At 73.5% G+C, this 18,427-nt stretch carries 14 protein-coding genes; 6 read left to right on the top strand and 8 right to left on the bottom strand.

The features are described 5' to 3' along the window. Window positions 1–36 precede the first annotated feature (36 nt). Both IEX99_RS13040 and IEX99_RS13035 read right to left on the bottom strand, forming a co-directional pair. Window positions 37–1,194: an acyl-CoA dehydrogenase family protein gene (locus tag IEX99_RS13040; protein ID WP_188900921.1), complete on the bottom strand. Its 1,158-nt coding sequence runs from the start codon at window positions 1,192–1,194 to the stop codon at window positions 37–39. Between the two features lie 272 nt (window positions 1,195–1,466). Then, window positions 1,467–3,722: a xanthine dehydrogenase family protein molybdopterin-binding subunit gene (locus IEX99_RS13035; protein ID WP_229678003.1), complete on the bottom strand. Its 2,256-nt coding sequence runs from the start codon at window positions 3,720–3,722 to the stop codon at window positions 1,467–1,469. A gap of 1,207 nt (window positions 3,723–4,929) precedes the next feature. Here IEX99_RS13035 and IEX99_RS13030 point away from each other — a divergent pair. Genes IEX99_RS13030 through IEX99_RS13020 form a run of 3 tightly spaced genes read left to right on the top strand, consistent with a single transcriptional unit; the run spans window position 4,930 to window position 9,726 of the window. Next, entirely contained in the window at window positions 4,930–6,438 is a 1,509-nt protein-coding gene (locus IEX99_RS13030; protein WP_188900919.1) for a hypothetical protein, read from the top strand. An 11-nt stretch (window positions 6,439–6,449) separates the two neighbouring features. Next, complete coding sequence (locus IEX99_RS13025) at window positions 6,450–8,615, top strand: BadF/BadG/BcrA/BcrD ATPase family protein (RefSeq protein ID WP_229678002.1); 2,166 nt, start codon at window positions 6,450–6,452, stop codon at window positions 8,613–8,615. Next, the gene (locus IEX99_RS13020) at window positions 8,548–9,726 is read left to right on the top strand and encodes an acyl-CoA dehydratase activase-related protein (RefSeq protein ID WP_188900915.1); all 1,179 of its coding nucleotides are present in this window, start codon (window positions 8,548–8,550) and stop codon (window positions 9,724–9,726) included. Before IEX99_RS13025 ends, IEX99_RS13020 begins: the two co-directional genes overlap by 68 nt. A 32-nt stretch (window positions 9,727–9,758) precedes the next feature. Here IEX99_RS13020 and IEX99_RS13015 read toward each other — a convergent pair whose 3' ends face one another. The 3 genes from IEX99_RS13015 to IEX99_RS13005 all read right to left on the bottom strand — a co-directional run bounded on the left by IEX99_RS13015 (window position 9,759) and on the right by IEX99_RS13005 (window position 12,200). Beyond that, window positions 9,759–10,556: an enoyl-CoA hydratase/isomerase family protein gene (locus IEX99_RS13015; protein WP_188900913.1), complete on the bottom strand. Its 798-nt coding sequence runs from the start codon at window positions 10,554–10,556 to the stop codon at window positions 9,759–9,761. Window positions 10,557–10,589: 33 nt separating this feature from the next. Continuing rightward, a complete protein-coding gene (locus IEX99_RS13010) occupies window positions 10,590–11,426 on the bottom strand; it encodes an SDR family NAD(P)-dependent oxidoreductase (protein ID WP_188900911.1) in 837 nt (278 codons plus the stop codon). Between the two features lie 114 nt (window positions 11,427–11,540). Next, window positions 11,541–12,200 carry a class I SAM-dependent methyltransferase gene (locus IEX99_RS13005; RefSeq protein ID WP_188900909.1) on the bottom strand — a complete coding sequence of 220 codons (660 nt, stop codon included), beginning with the start codon at window positions 12,198–12,200 and terminating at the stop codon, window positions 11,541–11,543. Between the two features lie 427 nt (window positions 12,201–12,627). On the opposite strand from IEX99_RS13005, the gene IEX99_RS13000 reads away from it, so the two are divergent. Beyond that, on the top strand, window positions 12,628–13,194 hold the full coding sequence (locus IEX99_RS13000) for a NifU family protein (protein WP_188900907.1): 567 nt from the start codon (window positions 12,628–12,630) through the stop codon (window positions 13,192–13,194). Between the two features lie 42 nt (window positions 13,195–13,236). Here the strand turns inward: IEX99_RS13000 and IEX99_RS12995 are convergent, their stop codons facing one another. Then, on the bottom strand, window positions 13,237–13,608 hold the full coding sequence (locus IEX99_RS12995; RefSeq protein WP_188900905.1) for a DUF5368 family protein: 372 nt from the start codon (window positions 13,606–13,608) through the stop codon (window positions 13,237–13,239). A gap of 22 nt (window positions 13,609–13,630) precedes the next feature. Beyond that, window positions 13,631–14,983 (bottom strand): NAD(P)/FAD-dependent oxidoreductase, encoded by a 1,353-nt coding sequence (locus IEX99_RS12990; RefSeq protein ID WP_188900903.1) that lies wholly within the window; start codon window positions 14,981–14,983, stop codon window positions 13,631–13,633. A 207-nt stretch (window positions 14,984–15,190) separates the two neighbouring features. Between IEX99_RS12990 and IEX99_RS12985 the strand changes: the two genes are divergently transcribed. After that, on the top strand, window positions 15,191–15,796 hold the full coding sequence (locus IEX99_RS12985; RefSeq protein WP_188900901.1) for a malonic semialdehyde reductase: 606 nt from the start codon (window positions 15,191–15,193) through the stop codon (window positions 15,794–15,796). A gap of 234 nt (window positions 15,797–16,030) precedes the next feature. Here the strand turns inward: IEX99_RS12985 and IEX99_RS12980 are convergent, their stop codons facing one another. Next, a complete protein-coding gene (locus IEX99_RS12980; RefSeq protein ID WP_188900899.1) occupies window positions 16,031–16,747 on the bottom strand; it encodes a response regulator transcription factor in 717 nt (238 codons plus the stop codon). 330 nt (window positions 16,748–17,077) lie between these two features. Here IEX99_RS12980 and IEX99_RS12975 point away from each other — a divergent pair, with 330 nt between their 5' ends. After that, window positions 17,078–18,343 (top strand): GTP cyclohydrolase II, encoded by a 1,266-nt coding sequence (locus IEX99_RS12975; RefSeq protein WP_188900897.1) that lies wholly within the window; start codon window positions 17,078–17,080, stop codon window positions 18,341–18,343. Window positions 18,344–18,427 lie beyond the last annotated feature (84 nt).

Genomic DNA, 18,427 nt, shown 5'->3' with positions numbered 1-18,427 from the left:
GCACCTCCCCTTCCCTGCGTGCGCCCGTCCGGCGCCCTACAGGCCCATCAGCTTCGCGATCACGTTGCGCTGGATCTCGTTCGAGCCGCCGCCGATCGGGCCGATCCGGCTGTCGCGGAAGAAGCGCTGCATGTCGTGCTCCATCGTGTAGCCGGCGCCGCCCATGATCTGCATGCCGAGGTCGGCGCAGCGGAAGTCGCTCTCGGTCGCCACCATCTTGGCGATCGAGGTCTCCATCACCGGATCGAGCCCGGCATCGAGCATCTCCGCCACGCGCCAGACCAGCAGCCGCGTGGTCTCGGCCATCGCCTGCATGTCGGCGAACTTGTGCGCGATCGCCTGGAAGGAGGAGATGCGGCGGCCGAACTGGCGGCGCTCCCGCGCGTAGCCGGCGGCGTAGTCGATGACGTGCTGCATGTTGCCGGCGGCCGCGGCGGCGAGGCAGAGCCGCTCCAGGTTCAGGCACTTCATCAGCCCGCGCCAGCCGCGGTTCTCCTCGCCGATCATGTGGTCGGCGGCCACCTCGACGTCGCGGTAGAACACCTCGTTCGCGCGCGTCGTGCGGCGGCCGAGCGTCTCGAGCGGCCGGATCGTGACGCCGGGCGCCCTGGCGTCCACCAGGAAGATGCTGATGCCGCGCGCGCCGGCCTCGGGGTCGGTCTTGGCGACCGTGACCAGGTGGTCGGCAACATGGGCGCAGGTGATGTAGAGCTTCTGCCCGTTCAGCACCCAGCGGTCGCCGCGCCTCTCGGCGCGCAGCCGGATCGCCGCGGCGTCCGAGCCCGCTTCCGGCTCGGTCAGCGCGAAGGCCATCCTCACCGAGCCGTCGGCGATGCGCGGCAGGTAGCGGCGCTTCAGTTCCTCCGAGCCGTGCAGCGCGATGTGCTGGCCCGCGTAGATGGTGGTGGTCAGGTAGGCGGTGGCGATGGAGGCGTAATGGTAGGCCATCGCCTCCACCAGCACCGCCAGGTCCTTCGCGCTGCCGCCCGTGCCGCCATAGTCGGGATGGAACGGCAGCGCCATGAAGCCCGCCCCGGCGAGGGCGGCGTAGGCCTCGTGCGGGAACTCGCCGGCGCGGTCGAGGGCGCGGATCTTCTCGGGCGGCAGCACGCGCTGCAGCAGGCCGAGGACGCTTTCGCGCATCAGCCGCTGCTCCTCGGTGAAGCCGAAGGTCAGGTTGGTCGCCGTCGTCATCGCATCGCCCGCTTCCGTCAGCCCCTGCCGGCCGCCGCCGCGCGCCGGCGGACCGGCCTCGCGAAGACGCCCGACCGCACGGTCCCGTCGCGCCGGCCGAGACCCCGACGCGCCGCGGCGCCGAGCCGGAAGAAGGCCGGGCGGCGGGTCGCGCACGCGGGCGTTGTCACCGATCACGACCGCGCCGCCGCGCGCCGCTCCCCCACGCCGCGGGCGGCCATCGCGGCGGCCTGGCCTTGCCGTTCCCGCCGCGGGCCAGGCGCGGCGATCCCTCAGGCAGCGATCGGCTCCGGCTCCAGCGCCGCCAGCACCCGCGGCGGCGACATCGGCAGGCTGTAGAAGCGCCGGCCGGTCGCGTTGTACACGGCGTTCGCAACCGCCGCGAGCGGCGGCACGATCGGCACCTCGCCGACGCCGCGCACGCCCTGCGGGTGCTTCGGGTTCGGCACCTCGATGATGACCGTGTCGATCATCGGCAGGTCGGAGCAGACGGGCATCCGGTAGTCGAGGAAGCCCGCGTTGTCGACGTTGCCGTTCCGGTCGTAGATGTACTCCTCGCTGAGCGCCCAGCCGATGCCCTGCGCGGCGCCTCCCTGCATCTGGCCCTCGACATAGCTCGGGTGGATCGCCCGGCCGACGTCCTGGATCGCGGTGTAGCGCACGACGCGGACGATCCCGGTCTGCGGGTCCACCTCGACATCGCAGATGTGCGTCCCGAAGCCGCCCTCGGCGCCGGTGGTGTTGAGCTGGACGCCGGCGCCGATCGGTCCGCCCGTCTGGCTCGCCCGGGCGGCGATCTCGGCGAGGGAGAGCGGCGGGAACTTGCCCGCGTTGTCGCCGGCGGGGCGGGCCTCGCCGTTCTCCCACTTCACGGCGTCGGGGTCGATGCCCCAGATCTTCGCCGCCCGCTCGCGGAGCTGCGTGATCACCTTCTCGGTGGACTGCGTGACCACCATGGCGGAGGCGAAGGTGACGCGGCTGCCGCCGGTGAGGTTGCTGTAGCCGATCGTGCTGGTGTCGCCGATCAGCACGTTCACCCTGCGGTAGTCGATGCCGAGCAGCTCGGCCGTGATGTTGGCCGTCGAGGCGCGCGAGCCGCCGATGTCGGGATGGCCCGTGATCACCACGACGTTGCCGTCCTCGGTGATATTGACCTGGGCGCTCGACTCGCCGCCGGCGTTGAACCAGAAGCCGCTCGCGACGCCCCGCCCCTGGTTCGGGCCGAGCGGCGCCCGATAGTGCGGATGTTCCATCGCCGCCCGCACCGTCTCCTCGTAGCCGATGCGGGGATAGGTCGGGCCGTGCGCGGCCTTCGTGCCCTCCCTGGCCGCGTTCCTCAGCCGGAGCTCGAGCGGGTCCATCTTCAGGGCCTCGGCCAGCTCGTCGAGCACGCACTCGACCGCGTAGGCCCCGATCGGCGCGCCCGGCGCGCGGTAGGCCGCCACCTTCGACCGGTTGGAGACGACGTCGAAGCCGAGGGAGTGCACGTTCGGGATGTCGTAGGGCGCGAAGGCGCAGCCGACCGCCCCGCGGATCGGCGAGCCGGGGAACGCGCCCGCCTGCAGGTAGAACGTGCCCTTCGCGGCGACGATCCGGCCGTCCCTCTTCGCGCCGATCCGGACCGTGCTGTAGGAGCCCGAGGTCGGCCCCGTGGCGCGGAACACCTCCTCGCGCGTCATCACCATCTTGACCGGGCGGCCGGACTTGCGCGCGAGCACCAGCGCCACCGGCTCGAGGTAGATGATGGTCTTGCCGCCGAAGCCTCCGCCGATCTCCGCCGGGATGGCGCGGATGTCGCTCTGCGGGATGCCGGTGAGGTAGGCGCACATGGCGCGGACCATGAACTGGCCCTGGCTCGAGCTCCAGATCGTGGCCTTGCCGTCGGGCGCGACGCTGACGAGGCAGGCGTGCGGCTCGATGTAGCCCTGGTGGACCGGCCTCGTCCGGAAGCTGCGCTCGATGACGACGTCGGCCTCGGCGAAGCCCGCCTCGACGTCGCCGAGCCTGTGCTCGAGCTTGCCGGCGATGTTGGAGGGCCTGCCCTCGAACCGGATGAAGTCGTGCAGGATCGGCGCGTCCGGCTTGATCGCGTCCTCGACGTCGATCACCCAGGGCAGGACCTCGTACTCGACCTCGATCAGCTTGCAGGCCTCGGCCGCGATCTTCTGCGAGGTGGCGGCGACGGCCGCCACCGGGTGCCCCGGGAACAGGACCTTGTCGCGCGCCATCACGTTGCGCGCCATCCACCGCATGTCCTGGATCCCGAGCGGGACCGGCGTCTCGACCGGGAAGTCCACCAGGTCCTTGCCGGTCATCACCGCCTTCACGCCGGGAAGCGCCTCGGCCTTGGCGGTGTTGATCGACCTGATGCGGGCATGGGGATGCGGGCTGCGCAGGATCTTGCCCCAGATCATGCCGGGCATCGTGGCGTCGGCGGCGTAGGCGGCGCGGCCCGTGACCTTGTCCATGCCGTCGGGCCGGATGGTGCGCTTGCCGATCCACTTGTTGCCGGGATTGTCGTCGGTCACTGCTGCTCCTCCTGCCCTGGCCGGGGATCGTTGTTCGCTTTCGGGTCCGCAGGGCGGGCCGTGCCCTGGGGACCGACCTCCGCCGCGTCGCGCCGCCCCGGCCTCGCATCCGCGCGGCGGGCGGCCGGCGCGCGATCTCCGGGGACCTGCCGGACGGCGACTGAGGGGTCCACCGACCCTAGTCCGTGCGCCCCGGCGCGGCAATGACCTGCCTCGCGCCGGCAGGGCGGAGCGCGGCGCACGCCGGGCGAGGACAGAGCCGGTCGCCGCCGGCCGGGCCGCGCCTCGCGTCACGGCGCGACCTGGCCGGTTCCCGCGGCTTCCGCAGCGGAAGCACGGCCGTCCCGCACAGCCCCTCGTCCCCCGGCGAGGAGGCCCCTCGTTGGACGGCGCCGCGCGCCCCCGGGCCCGGCCGATTCGCGGCCCTTCCTCCTCGGGGCGGGCCGCCGCGCCGATCACGAGCGCGGGAGCGGGCCGAGGCCGCGACGCCGCCGGCCTGCGCCTCTCGGCCGTTCAGCCGGGCCTGGTCCGCGCTGGTCCGCCCGATCTGCCCCTTGGCGGGGCCGGCGCGATCATTCACCCTTGGTTACGATCCGCCGTGCCGGACGAGCTGATGGGACAGGCCGCCGACCCGACCGTATTGCTGGAGAGACAGCCCGTACCCAAGGTCGGATCGCGCCGCCGAGGCACGCGGGCGCAGCCCCGCACGCGGCGGCCGGACGCGGGCCGGCGCGGGCACCGCCGGCGGCCGAAGCCCCGCCGCGGCCGTGGCGCCGACGCCCGGGTGCCGCAGCCCCGATGCCGATCGCGACCGCCCCTCAAACGAAATCGGGAACTGCCCGTTCCCCCCGGGAACCGGATGCCGCGCTCCGTCATAATGCGCGGGACGCAGAGGGGCCACCCTCGCGATCGGCATCCGGGGAGGAGGCATGACGGACGGTGAGGGTCCGGCGCGGCGCCAGCGCATGCATCGGGCCGGCTTCCGCCGGCCCCATGATCCCCGCCCATTCCCCGCCCATTCCCCTCCGATCCGTTCCCCCGTCGGGCCCGCCCCGCCGATCGGGCGGCCCACCGTCTTCGGCGCATGGCGCCTGGCCGCCGCGACTCTCCTCGCCCGGCCGCCGGCGCCAGGCGATCCGCGCGCGCATCCTGGCGCCGCCGGCGCCGCGGCACAGGCAGGCAATCCGAGGACCGTGTGGAGGCCGCGATGAACCAGACCTCGCCATACCGCACCTACAGGCCGGCGCCCTTCACGCCTGAGGAGCGCGGGCAGGTCGAGATCCTGTTCGGCGGGCTGCACTGGCGCGCCGAGCGGCTGATCAAGGCGGTCTTCGAGAACCTCGGCCACCGGGCGCGCATCCTGCCCACCGCGACGCGCGAGGACCTGCTCGCGGGGCGCGAGCTCGCCGATGTCGGGCAGTGCTGCCCGACCAGCTTCACCACCGGCAACCTGGCCAACTTCCTCCGCGCCGAGGCGTCGCGCATCGGCGCGGAGGAGACCGCGCGGCGCTACGTCTACGTCACCGCCGGCTCCTGCGGGGCCTGCCGCTTCGGGCAGTACCACCAGAGCTACGAGCTCGCGCTGCGCAACGTCGGCTTGGAGGCCTTCCGCCTCTTCCTGGTCGCGCAGGACCGGATGGACCAGGGCGCGCTCGCCGGCGGCGGGCTCAAGGTGGACATGCCGCTCACGCTCGGCATCCTCTGGGCCATCCTCTGCGCGGACGCGCTGCAGAGCCTGGAGTACCAGGTCCGGCCCTACGAGGTGGTGCCGGGCGAGACCGACCGCGTCGTCGCGGCGTGCGTGGACCACCTCGAGCAGGCGTTCCGCAACCGCCCGCAGCGCGACGGCAAGTGGGGGTCGCTCGCCTGGCACCTCGGCACCGGGTACTTCGTCGAGGCGCTGCGCGAGGTGTACCGACGCTTCGAGGCGATCGAGGTGGACCGCCTGCGCGTCCGGCCGGTCGTGAAGATCACCGGCGAGTTCTACCTCCAGACGGTGGAGGGCGAGCCCAACCACAACATGCACCGCTGGCTCGAGGCGGAGGGCGCCGAGGTCTACCCGGCCGCGATCGCGGTCTGGCTCGACTACTGGATGCGGTTCTACGTCCAGGGCTTCGAGGACGAGGTCGGCGTGGACCGCACCGCCCGCGCGAAGATCGCCGCCGTGCGGGCGCTGCAGCGCGTGTTCGGCTGGACCTACGACCGCCTCCGCGCGGCGCTCGGCGGCATCCCGCACGCGCTGCCGGACCAGTACGAGCTGCGCCGCCTCGCCGCGCCCTACTACCACCACCGCCTGTCCGGCGGCGAGGGCGACATGCTGGTGGGCAAGGCGCTGTGGGCCCACCTCAACAGGCGCGCGCACATGATCTGCGAGCTCTCGCCCTACGCCTGCATGCCCAACACGATGAGCATCGGCGCCATGGCGGGGGTGCTCGGCAAGCACCCGGACCTCCTCTACGCGCCGCTCGAGATCAAGGGCGACGCCGAGGTGCACGCCCTGTCGCGCTGCCAGATGATCCTGACCGAGGCGAAGAAGCGCGCGCAGCGGGAGTACGAGGAGGCGCTGGAGCGGACCGGCCTGACGACCGAGCGGGCCCGCGCCCTGCTCGAAGCGCATCCGGAGATGCGGCGCGCCACCTACCGCGTGCCCCACGCCGGGGCGGCGGGAACGGCGGCCAACCTGGTGCTGCACCTGGCCGCGAGGGGGCGGGCATGAGGATCGTCGGCATGGATGTCGGCTCCACGACGGTCAAGGCCGTCGTGGTGCGCGACGGCGCGGTGCTCTGGCAGGACTACCAACGGCACAACACGCGCCAGGCCGAGAAGGTGCTCGACTTCCTCGGCCGGATGGAGGCGGAGGCCGGGCTCGAGCCGGGACGCGACCGCATCTTCTTCACCGGCTCCGGCGCGGGCCTCCTCGCGCCGCTGGTCGGCGGCAAGCTCATCCAGGAGGTGGTCGCCGTCGCCGCGGCGGTGGAGCGCCTGCACCCCGACGTGCTCTTCGTCTCCGAGATCGGCGGCGAGGACATGAAGACCATCTTCTTCACCCCCGCCGGCGGCGGGCGGAGCAAGCAGGTCTTCATGCAGTCCGCCTGCAGCGGCGGCACCGGCACCTTCATCGAGAAGACCGCGCGCAAGCTGCAGATCCCGGCCGAGGCGCTGGCCAGCATGCCCTACGAGGGCCGGAGCCTGCACAAGATCAGCTCGAAATGCGGGATCTTCGCCGAGACCGACGCCAACACCCTGGTCAAGGGCGGCGTGCCGGTCGAGGAGATCATCGCCAGCCTGTTCGAGGCGGTGGTCTACCAGAACCTCGCCACCCTGACGAAGGGCAACACGCCGTTGCCGGAGGTGCTGCTGCTCGGCGGCCCGAACCTGTTCTTCTCCGGCCTGCAGCAGGCGTGGCGCCGCCACCTCGGCAATCTGTGGCAGCAGCGGCGCATCGCGCTGCCCGAGGGCAGGACGGCGGCCGACCTGATCCGGGTGCCGGCGGAGGCGCTCTACTACGCGGCGCTCGGCTGCGTCGAGATCGGCGGCAAGGAGCCGGAGGGCGTCGCCACCTACGCCGGCACCGACCGGCTGCGCTGGTGGATCGAGGTCGGCCAGCACGAGCAGAAGGCCAGGGAGGGCGCGCGCGGCCTGGTCCGCGACGGGCAGGAGCTCGCCGCCTTCCTCGAGACCTACGGCCGGCCGCGCAACGCCCACGCCATGCGCGTGGTGCCGGAGGCCGAGCGCGTCCGCCCGGGCCGGCCGGTGATGATCGGCTGCGACTTCGGCAGCACCACCACCAAGGCGGTCGTGATCTCGCCGGAGCAGGAGATGCTCTTCTCCTGCTACGTGCAGTCGAGGGGCAACCCGATCGAGGACGCGCAGGCGCTGCTGCGCCAGATCCGCGAGGCCGGCTTCCGCGACATCGGCGCCCTCGCCCTCACCGGCTACGGGAAGGACCTGCTGAAGGACATCCTCGGCGCCGACGTCGGCGTGGTGGAGACCGTGGCCCACGCCAAGGCCGCGCTGCACTTCTTCCCGGACGCGGACGTGATCTGCGACGTCGGCGGGACCGACGTGAAGGTCATGATCCTGCGCCAGGGCACCGTCTCCGACTTCCGGCTCAACTCGCAGTGCTCCTCCGGCAACGGCGCCTTCCTGCAGGGCGTCGCCGACCGCTACGGCGTGCCGCTGGAGCGCTACGCGGAGCGGGCCTTCGAGGCGAAGTCGATGCCGACGCTCGCCATGGGGTGCGGCGTGTTCCTGCAGTCCGACATCGTCAACCAGCAGCGCAAGGGCTGGTCGTCCGAGGAGATCATGGCCTCGCTCGCCGCCGTGCTGCCGCTGAACGTCTGGGTCTACGCGGGGCAGCTGCAGAACCTGCGCGCGGTCGGGCGGAGGTTCGTGCTGCAGGGCGGCACGCACCGCAACCTCGCCGTCGTCAAGGCGCAGGTGGACTTCATCACCGCGAAGGTCCCGGACGCGGAGGTGATGATCCACCCCTACTCCGGGGAGGCGGGCGCGATCGGCGCCGCGCTCTGCGCGCTGGAGGCGTGGCGCGACGGCCGCCCCACGCGGTTCCGCGGCTTCGAGGCGATCGAGGCGCTCGCCCACCGCAGCACGACCAACGAGCACACGGTCTGCCGCTGGTGTCCGGTGAACTGCCGGCGCACATTCATCGACGTCCAGCTCCCCGGCGGCAAGGGCCGGCCCTGGAGCAAGGTGCCGGTGGAGGAGGGGTGGGAACGGGTGATCAGCGGCAACTCCTGCCCGAAGGGGCTGGTCGAGGACGCCAACGAGATGCGGGTGGTGAAGGCCCGGATGGAGGAGCAGCGGCGTGTTCATCCAAACCTTGGAGAGCTTGTTCGGGAGGAAGCCTTCCGCCGCGCCAGGGCCACGGCCTAGGCTCCGCATCGGCATCCCGCGCACGCTCAACATCTGGTCCACGCACCAGTTCTGGATCGGCCTGTTCGAGGCGCTGGGGATCGAGGCGCGCTCCATCGTCTTCTCCTCCGACACCAGCGAGGAGCAGGGGCGGGAGTTCGGCCGCGGCCGCGGCACGGTGGACTGCTGCTACCCGGTGAAGTGCATGTCGGGCCACTACGGCGAGCTGATCTTCGGGCAGAAGCGCAGGATCGACGTGCTGTTCTCGCCGATGATCTACTCGCTGCCATCCATGCTCCACGGACACGTCGCGGATTCGCTGGCCTGCCCGCGGGTGATGGCGGCGCCAGAGAATATCCGCGCCGGCTTCACCCGGGAGAAGGACGTCTTCGCCGAGCAGGGCATCCGCTACCTGGCGCCGCTGGTGTCGCTCGGCGACCCACGCCTGGTGGCGAAGCAGCTCCACCCCGCCCTGGCGGAGATGCTGCCCGGCCTCCCGATGAAGGAGGTGCAGCGGGCGGTGGACGCCGGCTACCAGGCGCTCTCCGCCTTCAACGACCGGCTGCGCGGCAGGTCGCGCGAGATCCTGGCCTGGTGCGCCCGGGAGGGACGCCCCTGCATCCTCGTGCTCGCCCGGCCCTACCACATGGACCCCGGGATCGGGCACGAGATCGAGACCGACCTGCAGGCCCACGGCTATCCGATCCTCTGGTCGCAGTACCTGCCGACGGACGGGGACCTGATGGACTGGCTGTTCGGCGAGCAGGTCCGCGCGGGCGAGATCAGGTCGCCCTTCGACATCGCCGACGTCTGGCCCACCTCCTACAGCGCCAACACGAACGAGATCCTGTGGGGCGCGAAGTTCGCCGCGCGGACGCCCTGGATCACCTGCGTGATCCGGCTGACCAGCTACGAATGCGGCATGGACCAGCCGACCTACACGCCGGTGCAGCAGACCGTGGAGCGATCGGGGACGCTGTACTTCTCCTTCCAGGACCTCGATTCGACCAAGCCCGCGGGCTCGGTGAAGATCCGCGTGGAGACGATCGCCTATTACCTGGAGCGCATGTCCGCCGACATCATCGGGCGGAAGCAGGCGCGCATGCCGCCGGGCTGTCCGCTGCTGGGCTGACCGGCGCCGCCCCGCCGCGGGAGCCGCCGGCCTCAGCCCCCTTCCAACCTCGGCAGCCGGTAGCGGTCCTGCGGGTCGTCCCAGCCCCTGAACCGCGGCGCGCGCTTCTCGGCGAAGGCGGCGCGCGACTCCATCAGGTCGCTCTTCGCCCCGTGCTCGTGCAGCCGGGCGGCGAGGCGCTCGAACGCCGGCGCCGGCTTCGGCCGCATCTGGCGCATCATGTGCACCGTGTTGACGCGCGAGGCGGGCGGCAGGCCCAGCAGGTGCTGCGCCATCTCCATCGCCGTCGGGATCAGCGCCTCCGGCTCGACGAGGCGGTTGAGGAAGCCGAGCTCGTGGAAGCGCTCCGCCGTGAAGCGGAAGCCGAGCGCCATCTCCATCGCCACCGGATAGGGCAGGTTGGCGAGATGGCCGTGGTTCCAGCCGCCGAGCAGCCAGCGCTTCGCCTCCGAGACCTCGAACACCGCGCCGCGCACGGCGACGCGCAGGTCGGTGCGCTCCACCAGCATGAAGCCGCCGCCCATGGCGTAGCCGTTGATCGCGGCGATCACCGGCTTCTCCAGCGCGCCGGACAGGAAGGGGTCCTCGATCTCCGGGCGCCGCCCGCCGGGCGCGCCGTCGGCGAGCGATTCCTTCATGTCCTCCCCGGCGCAGAAGGCGCGGCCGGCGCCGGTGAAGATCGCCACCTCCAGCCCCTCGTCGCGGCGGAACTCGGTCCAGGCCTCGGCGAGCCGGCTGCGCAGCTCGTGGTTGAGCGCGTTCAGCCGCTCCGGCCGGTTCATGCGCACCACGAACACCTGGCCGTGGCGCTCGGTCTCCAGGACGGACATCGCTTCTCTCCTCTTCGATCCCGAGGGCGGCGCTCAGGTCGGCACGATCGGCAGCACGGCGAGCGCCGTCCAGGCGATCGGCGCGCCGGCCCGCTCCGCCGCCTGCCCGGGCGGCAGGGCGGGATCCCAGTGGGCGGCGAGGAAGCGCCGCGCCGTCACCCCCGCGGCGGCGTCGGAGACGAGCCAGAGCAGCGGCGGCACCATGATCTCCGGCTGGAACATCCGCGCCCGGTCGAAGCCCGCCTCCTGCGGCACCATGGCGGTGTTCGTCACCCCGCCCGGCACCAGCACGTTGCAGGTGACGCCGGTGCCCCCGAGGTCGGCCGCCATGATCGCCGCCAGCGCCTCGAACGCCGCCTTGGAGGGGCCGTAGGTCGGGCTGCCCGCGCGCATCATGGTGCCGAGGCTGGTGGTGACGTTGACGATCCGCCCGAAGCCCTGCCGCGCCATCGCCGGCGCGACCAGGCGCGAGAGGAGGAAGGCGATGGTGGCGTTGACCTCGAGGAAGCGCCGCCACTGCTCCGGCGTCACCTCCCAGAATTTGATCGGGTTCTTCCAGTTGTCGGGCCGGATCATGCCCATGCCGATGCCGGCGTTGTTGACCAGGATGTCCACCCTTCCGAAGCGGGCGTGCGCCGCCTCCACCAGCGCCTCCGCCGCGCCCGGCGCGGTGAGGTCGGCGGCGTGGGTCAGCAGCCGCTCGCCTGCCGCCGCGTCGAGGCCCTCCGCGAGCGCGGCGAGCGCCGGCGCGTCGCGGTCGGCGGCGACGACCGCGGCGCCGGCGCCGAGCAGGCCGCGCACCATGGCGCCGCCGATGCCCTTCGCTCCGCCGGTGACGATCGCGACGCGCTGCGTGGGGGTGTCCGGCATGATGTCTCCTCCCTCGGTGGCCGGTCATGTCCGGGCGCCGGCGGCCCGGCGCCGGGCGCATCATCCCCCGGCGCGGCGGCGACGGGGAGTGTCGCAGCGCCGCGTCGCCGCGTGTCACGTCGGCGGCGTGCCGTCCGCCGCCGGCGCCTCCGCGCCCGCCGGACGCGGCGGGGGACGCCAGAAGAACGCGCGCGCCAGTCGGCGCAGCGTCGCCTCGTCGCATGGCCCGGGGGTGGCCAGCACCCAGAGGTTGAAGGGCCCCTGCGGCTTCGCCCCGAGCACCGAGGCGAATCCCGCCGCGCGCAGCAGTCGGCCGAGGAAGGTGAAGGTGAAGCCGCAGCGGTGCGCCATGAAGTGGTTGCCGGCGGCGAGGGCCGGGCGCCAGCCGAAGACCATGTCGAGCGGCGTGATCGGCCCGGCCGGCGATTGCCCGAGCGGCTCGGTCAGCCGGTCCTCGGCGATCGCGCGCGCCACCGCCTGCAGGTCGGGGCAGGTGATGACGGCGAAGCCCTCGGGCCGCAGCACGCGACGGAACTCGGCCAGTGCCAGAGGCACCTCGTGGGCGTAGAGATGCTCGAGGTTGTGCGAGGAGAACAGGGCGTCGAAGGCGGCATCCGGCACCACCCCCCGCATGTCGGTCATGGAGGCGACGATGTCGGGCGCGACGGCGGGGTCGATGTCGAGCCGCACCTCCGCCCATTCCGGCCCGGCGAAGCCTGGCGTCGTTCCGTCCTTGCGCCGCGGCCCGCAGCCGACATGCAGGAATTGCTTCATGGTCCCTCGTGGCGGCGCGACATTCGTGCGCCGGGTCGAAGCTGTCACGCCCGGCGGCGGCGCGGTAGGGGGCGTGCCCGCCGCCGCGCCCCCCGCGCCGGGGGGAGGGCACGGCAACCGGGACGCGCATGGCGGGATGGACCTCCCCGAGCAGGCCTCCGATCGGGCCTGCGGCATCGGCCCGATGCCGGAGGCCTGGCGCGTGCGCCGGCGCACCCCCCGAAGCGCGGCCCGCAGGGCCGGCGGCGGGCAGCGGGCCCGCGACGCAGGCCGCCCCGCACGGCGACCGGCGCGCCCGGGCCGCAGGCGCCGCACCCTGCCTCGCGTCTCCGCAGCCGGCCGGGGAGCGACCCGGTTGCAGCGCGAGGCAAAACGGACCACATCGGTCGGGTATTCCCCGAGCCGGACCTCCAGGGCCAGGAGCGCCATGTTCATCGAGACCGAGAGCACGCCGAACCCCGCCACGCTGAAGTTCCTCCCGGGGCGGGAGGTGATGGGCGTCGGCCGCGGCACCGCCGACTTCACCGACCCCGCCGAGGCGGCCATCCGTTCCCCGCTCGCCGAGCGCATCTTCCGCGTCGGCGACGTGGCGCGCGTCTTCCTCGGCGACGACTTCATCACCGTCACCAAGGCCGGAGCGGCCGACTGGCAGGGCCTGAAGCCGCGCGTCCTCGGCGCCATCATGGAGCACTTCCTCTCCGGCGCCCCGGTGCTCGAGGGCCTGGAGGACCAGGCCGAGGAGGATTTCGACCCGGCCGACGCCGAGGTCGTGGAGCAGATCAAGGAGCTGCTGGACACGCGCGTCCGCCCGGCGGTGGCCGGCGACGGCGGCGACATCATCTTCCGCGGCTACCGCGACGGCATCGTGCGCCTGCACATGCAGGGCGCCTGCGCCGGCTGCCCCTCCTCGCGCGCAACGCTGAAGCACGGCGTCGAGAACATGCTGCGCCACTACGTGCCGGAGGTGGTGGCGGTGGAGCAGGTCGAGTTCTGACCCCGCGGGACGGCGGGCGTCCCGCGGGGCGGCCCGCCGCGCTCAGGCGCCGGCGATCCGGTGCCGCCGGTCGTTCCGGCCCGTCAGGCCGAACACGGCATAGGCCGCGATCGTCGTGCCGAAGCCGCCGGCCAGGAAGATGGCCGCCAGGACCACCCAGTCGATCGGCCCGCCGATGTCGGCGAAGCCGGAATCGGTGACGGCATGCGTCAGCAGCACCGCCGCGATGCCGCCGAGCAGGCCCGCCGCCTCGGCCCAGACCAGCCGCCGCGCCCGCAGGCGTCCCCGGTCGCGCACCAGCACCGCCAGGAAACCGATCGCCGCCAGCCCGGCGAGCGCGAGCAGACCCCACAGCAGCGGCCCCAGCATCTCCTGGAGCACCGCGAGGAACACCCAGGGGTCGAGCTCCTTCATCGCCGCCTCCGCGCCGCCTCGCTCACGCCCGGCCGCGCAGCATGGCGAGGTAGGTCGGCTTCAGCGCGATCGCCTTCATCACCCAGGTGATCCAGAGTTCCTCGAGCGGCGCGACGACCCCCGGAAAGGACGGGACCAGGTTGTCGTGATAGTCGAACTCCACGAGCATCGCGCGGCCGATGCGGGTGATCAGCGGGCAGGAGGTGTAGCCATTGTAGGCCGCCTCCGACCGCGTCCCGGCGATGTCGGCGACCAGGTGGTCCACCGCGACCGGCACCTGCCACTTCACGCTCGCCGCCGTCTTGCCCTTCGGCACGCCGGCGACGTCGCCGACCGCGAAGACCTCCGGGAAGCGGGGGTGGCGGAGCGTCGCGCGGTCCGCCTCGACCCAGCCGTCCGCGGCGAGGGGGCCGTCCTGCCAGGGCAGCGGGCTGTTGCGCACCGCCTCGGGCGCGCGCATCGGCGGCACCACGGTGATGAAGTCGTAGCCGATCTCGACCGGCCCCGAGGGCGTGCGGAAGGTGGCGATGCGCCGGCCGAGGTCGATCGCCTCCAGCTCGTGCCGGTAGTTCACGCGGACGCCGCGCTCCTCGAACAGCATGCGCACGCGCTCGGAGACGATGGGCACGCCGAACAGCGCGCCGCTGTGCGCGTTGTAGATCAGCTCGGCTCTGCCGCGGTTGCCGCGGCGGCGGAGGATGTCGTCGGTGATGAAGGTGTGCTTCAGCGGCGCGCCGGCGCATTTCATCTCGGTCGAGGGCCGGCCGAACAGGGCGGTGCCGCCGCGGTCGGCGAAGGCCGACAGCGCCCGCCAGGTCGCCGCCGCCTCCTCCGGCCCGGCGTAGACGGAGCCGAGCCCGTCCCGCCCGATGCGCGCCGTGTCCATGCCCGCGATCGCGGCGTAGTCGAGCTGCAGCCCGGTCGCGACGACGAGGTGGTCGTAGGGCAGGGACCGGCCGGCGTCGGTGACCACCCTGCGCGCGACCGGGTCGAACTCGGCCACGCGCTCCTCGATCCAGCGCACGCCGCGCGGGACGAAGGCGGCGGTCTCGCCGAGCACGTAGCCCGGCGGCTTGAGCCCCGCCGCGACCAGGGTGAGCCCGGGCTGGTAGAGGTGCTCGCGCCGCCGGTCGAGCAGCGTGATCTCGGCACCGTCCAGCCGCGCCGCGAGGCGCGCGGCGGTCGCGAGCCCGGCCGCCCCGGCTCCCGCGATGACGATCCGCGCCCGGGTCCGGACCGCTGCGGCGCGCGAGCGGGACGGGGCGCCGCCCGCCGCCGCCACGGTGCCGGCGGCCAGCGCGGCGCGCAGCAGGCGGCGCCGATCGAGGAACGCTGCTGCGGATCCGTCCGGCGATACCGGCCGGCGAAGCGACATCGGGTCCTCCAGGGCTGCGGTCGGGGTGCCGCGGCGCCGCATCCTGACCGCTTTCGCTGACAGGTTGCCACGCCATCGGCGCGGAGCGCTTGATCCAGCGCAAGCGCGGCGGCCTCGCCTGGCCGCCCCCCGGCCGGTCGCGGACGGCTTGGGCGCGGCCGCCGCCTGGGCTATCGCTGTCGGCGATTCCGTGACGAGGCCCCGCCGATGCTCGACCTCCCCGGCGCGATCGAGGACAGCGCGCTGGACACGCTGTTCCGCGCCGCGCGCACCCACTACCGCTGGACGCCGCGCCGCATTCCGGACCGCGTGCTGCAGGAGATCTACGACACGCTGAAATGGGGGCCGACGAGCGCCAACTCCTCGCCCGGGCGCTTCGTCTTCGTCCGCACCGCGGAGGGCAGGGCGAAGCTCAAGCAGGCGCTCTCGCCCGGCAACGTCGAGAAGACCATGACCGCGCCGGTCACGGTGATCGTCGCGGCCGATCTCGCCTTCTACGAGAAGCTCCCGGTCCTCTTCCCCCATGCGGCCGACGCGCGCGACTGGTTCGCCGACCATCCCGCGCTCGCCGAGGACACGGCGACGCGCAACGCCGTCCTGCAGGGCGCCTACCTGATCCTGGCCGCGCGGGCGCACGGCCTCGACGCCGGGCCGATGAGCGGCTTCGACCGGGCGGTGGTGGACGAGCTGTTCCTCGCCGGCACGGGCTGGCGGAGCAACTTCCTCGTCAATCTCGGCTACGCCGACAAGTCGGTGCCGCTGCCCCCGCGCCTGCCGCGCCTCTCCTTCGACGAGGCGTGCCGGCTGGAATAGGCGCCGCGATGCGCCCTCCTTCGGCGTGCCGCCCGCAGCGGCACGCGCGCGGACGCGATCCGGGGCGGCCGGAGGCGCGCCTCGTCGCTCCGCCATGTCCATGCCGGCCCCGGGGTAGCGAACGGTAGCGGACGGCGGGCACCGCCATCGGGGGGGGCGGCCGCGCCGCACGGGCGGCGGCGCCCGTTCGGGCGCGCCCGGCCGGCCGCAGGCCGCGCGCCCGGGGATCCGGGATCAGGCGGCGGCGCGGCCGGCGGTCGGGTCGAGCCGGTAGCCGCCGCCCTCGGTCAGCAGGAGCTGGGCGTTGGCCGGGTCGGGCTCGATCTTCTGGCGCAGGCGGTAGATGTGGGTCTCGAGCGTGTGGGTCGTGACCGCGCTGTTGTAGCCCCAGACCTCGTTCAGCAGCACCTGGCGGCCGACCGGCCGGCCGCCGGCGCGGTAGAGGAATTTGAGGATCGCCGCCTCCTTCTCGGTCAGGCGGATCTTGCGGTTGCGCGCCGGCTCGAGCAGCAGCTTCGCCGAGGGCCGGAAGGTGTAGGGCCCGATGGTGAAGACCGCGTCCTCGGAGTTGTCGAAGACCCGGAGCTGGGCGCGGATCCGGGCGAGCAGCTCGTTCAGCCGGAACGGCTTGGCGATGTAGTCGTTCGCCCCCGCGTCCAGGCCCCGGACCACGTCCTGCTCGGCGTCGGCGCCGGTCAGCATGATGATCGGCATGCGCAGGCCCTGGCGGCGCAGCCGGGCGCAGAGCTCCCGCCCGTCCCCGTCGGGCAGGCCGATGTCGAGCAGCACCATGTCGAAACGGGCGTCCTCGGCGGTCAGCATCGCTTCCGCCTCGGCGATCGTCGCCGCCTCCGCCGGTGCGAACTCGCCGCCCAGGGCGAGCTGCTCCATCAGCGTCGAGCGCAACGCCTCGTCGTCATCCACGATCAGGATCGGACGCGGTTCGGGCATCCCCACTCCTACCTTGGCGCTGTCCTCGCGAAGCTGGGCCACCCTGTCTCGCGGCGGCGCGATGAACACCATCTCAGCTATATTTGACATGTTGCCACCCCATCCACGCGGCGAGCAAGCCTCGCCCGACGATCACCAAAGCGCGCGGTCACGCTTCCGGTTCCTCAACATTCCGGCGGCTGGGGCGCATGATCGGCCGGGCGCGCGCCGGCGGCCACGCCGATGTGAATTCGGGAGGGCAGCCGATGCGCTGGGCCAAAACCGCGCCACATTCGCACCATGCAGTGCAGCGTTGATGCTCGCCTCGCCAGCCGCACGGGATCCGACCGCATGAGCCCCCCTTCCGGCCGCCTCGCCGCCCCCCAACGCCCGCCCAGCGCGGACGGCGGCCCCGCCGATCCCGGGAGCGGGGCCGGAGGGGGGCCCTCCGCGGCGGCCGCCGGGTCCGGCGCGGCCCTCGCCTCCCGGCTGCGCGCCGTGCACCGGGCGGTGGGCGAGCTGCGCCGGGGCACCCCGGTGCTGCTGCGCGCGCCGGAGGGGACGCTCTGCCTCGCCGCGGCCGAGACGGTGGGCGCGTGCGGTCTCGGCGAGCTCGCCGCCGCGGCCGCGGCGCCGCCGCTGCTGCTCCTCGCCCCGTCGCGCGCCGCGGCGGTCCTGCACCGGCCGATCCCGCAGTGCGGCGGGGGTGCCGATGCGGCGGCGCGCGAGCCCGCCGGGGTGGTCGCGCTGCGCCTTCCCCCCGCCCTGCTCGCCCCCGAGGCGCTGCGCGGCCTCGCCGATCCGACCGCCGAGGCGCTGCTGCCGCCCGAGGCCGGCGCGCCGGAGCTGGTGCCCGCCGTTCCGGCGCTGTCCGGGGCGGCGCTCGCGCTCGCCAAGCTCGCCCGACTGCTGCCGGCGCTGCTCGCCGCCCCGGCCGCCGAGGGCAGCGCGGCACGGCTCGACCTGCTCTCGGTCCCCGCCGACTGGGCGCTCGGCTATCCGGCGACGGCCGCGACCAGCCTCGTGCGCGTCGCCGAGGCCGCAGTGCCGCTCGAGGATGCGCCGGACGCCCGCATCGTCGCCTTCCGCGCCGCCGACGGCGGGATCGAGCACCTGGCGATCGTCGTCGGCCGGCCGGAGGATCGGACGCCGGAAGCGCCGGCGCCGCTGGTGCGGGTGCATTCGGAGTGCTTCACCGGCGACCTGCTCGGCTCGCTCCGCTGCGACTGCGGCCCGCAGCTGCGCGGCGCGATCCGGCGCATGGCGGCGGAGGGGGCGGGGGTGCTGCTCTACCTGGCGCAGGAGGGACGCGGCATCGGCCTGGTGAACAAGCTGCGCGCCTACCGGCTGCAGGACACCGGGCTCGACACGCTCGACGCCAACCGGGCGCTCGGCTACGCTGCTGACGAGCGGAACTTCCTGGTCGCCGCGACCATGCTGCGCGCGCTCGGTCTCGGCCGGGTGCGGCTGCTGACCAACAACCCCGACAAGCTCGCCGGACTCGCCGCCTGCGGCATCGAGGTGGCGGGGCGAGAGGCGCACCGGTTCGAGGCGAACGGGGTGAACGACCGCTACCTCGCCACCAAGGCCAGACGCTTCGGCCACCTCCTGGCCTGAGGGCGCATGGCCGGCCTGCCCGCGGATGCCCTCGACGGCGGGCGTCCCGCGGGGCATGTGACGATCCTCGCCCGCCCTTCCGCC

It is taken from the genome of Caldovatus sediminis (assembly GCF_014644455.1).
In the GTDB taxonomy this organism is placed as follows: Bacteria; Pseudomonadota; Alphaproteobacteria; order Acetobacterales; family Acetobacteraceae; genus Caldovatus; species Caldovatus sediminis.
Note: the sequence above shows the minus strand (reverse complement) of the source record. Positions and strands in the feature narration are given on the sequence as shown.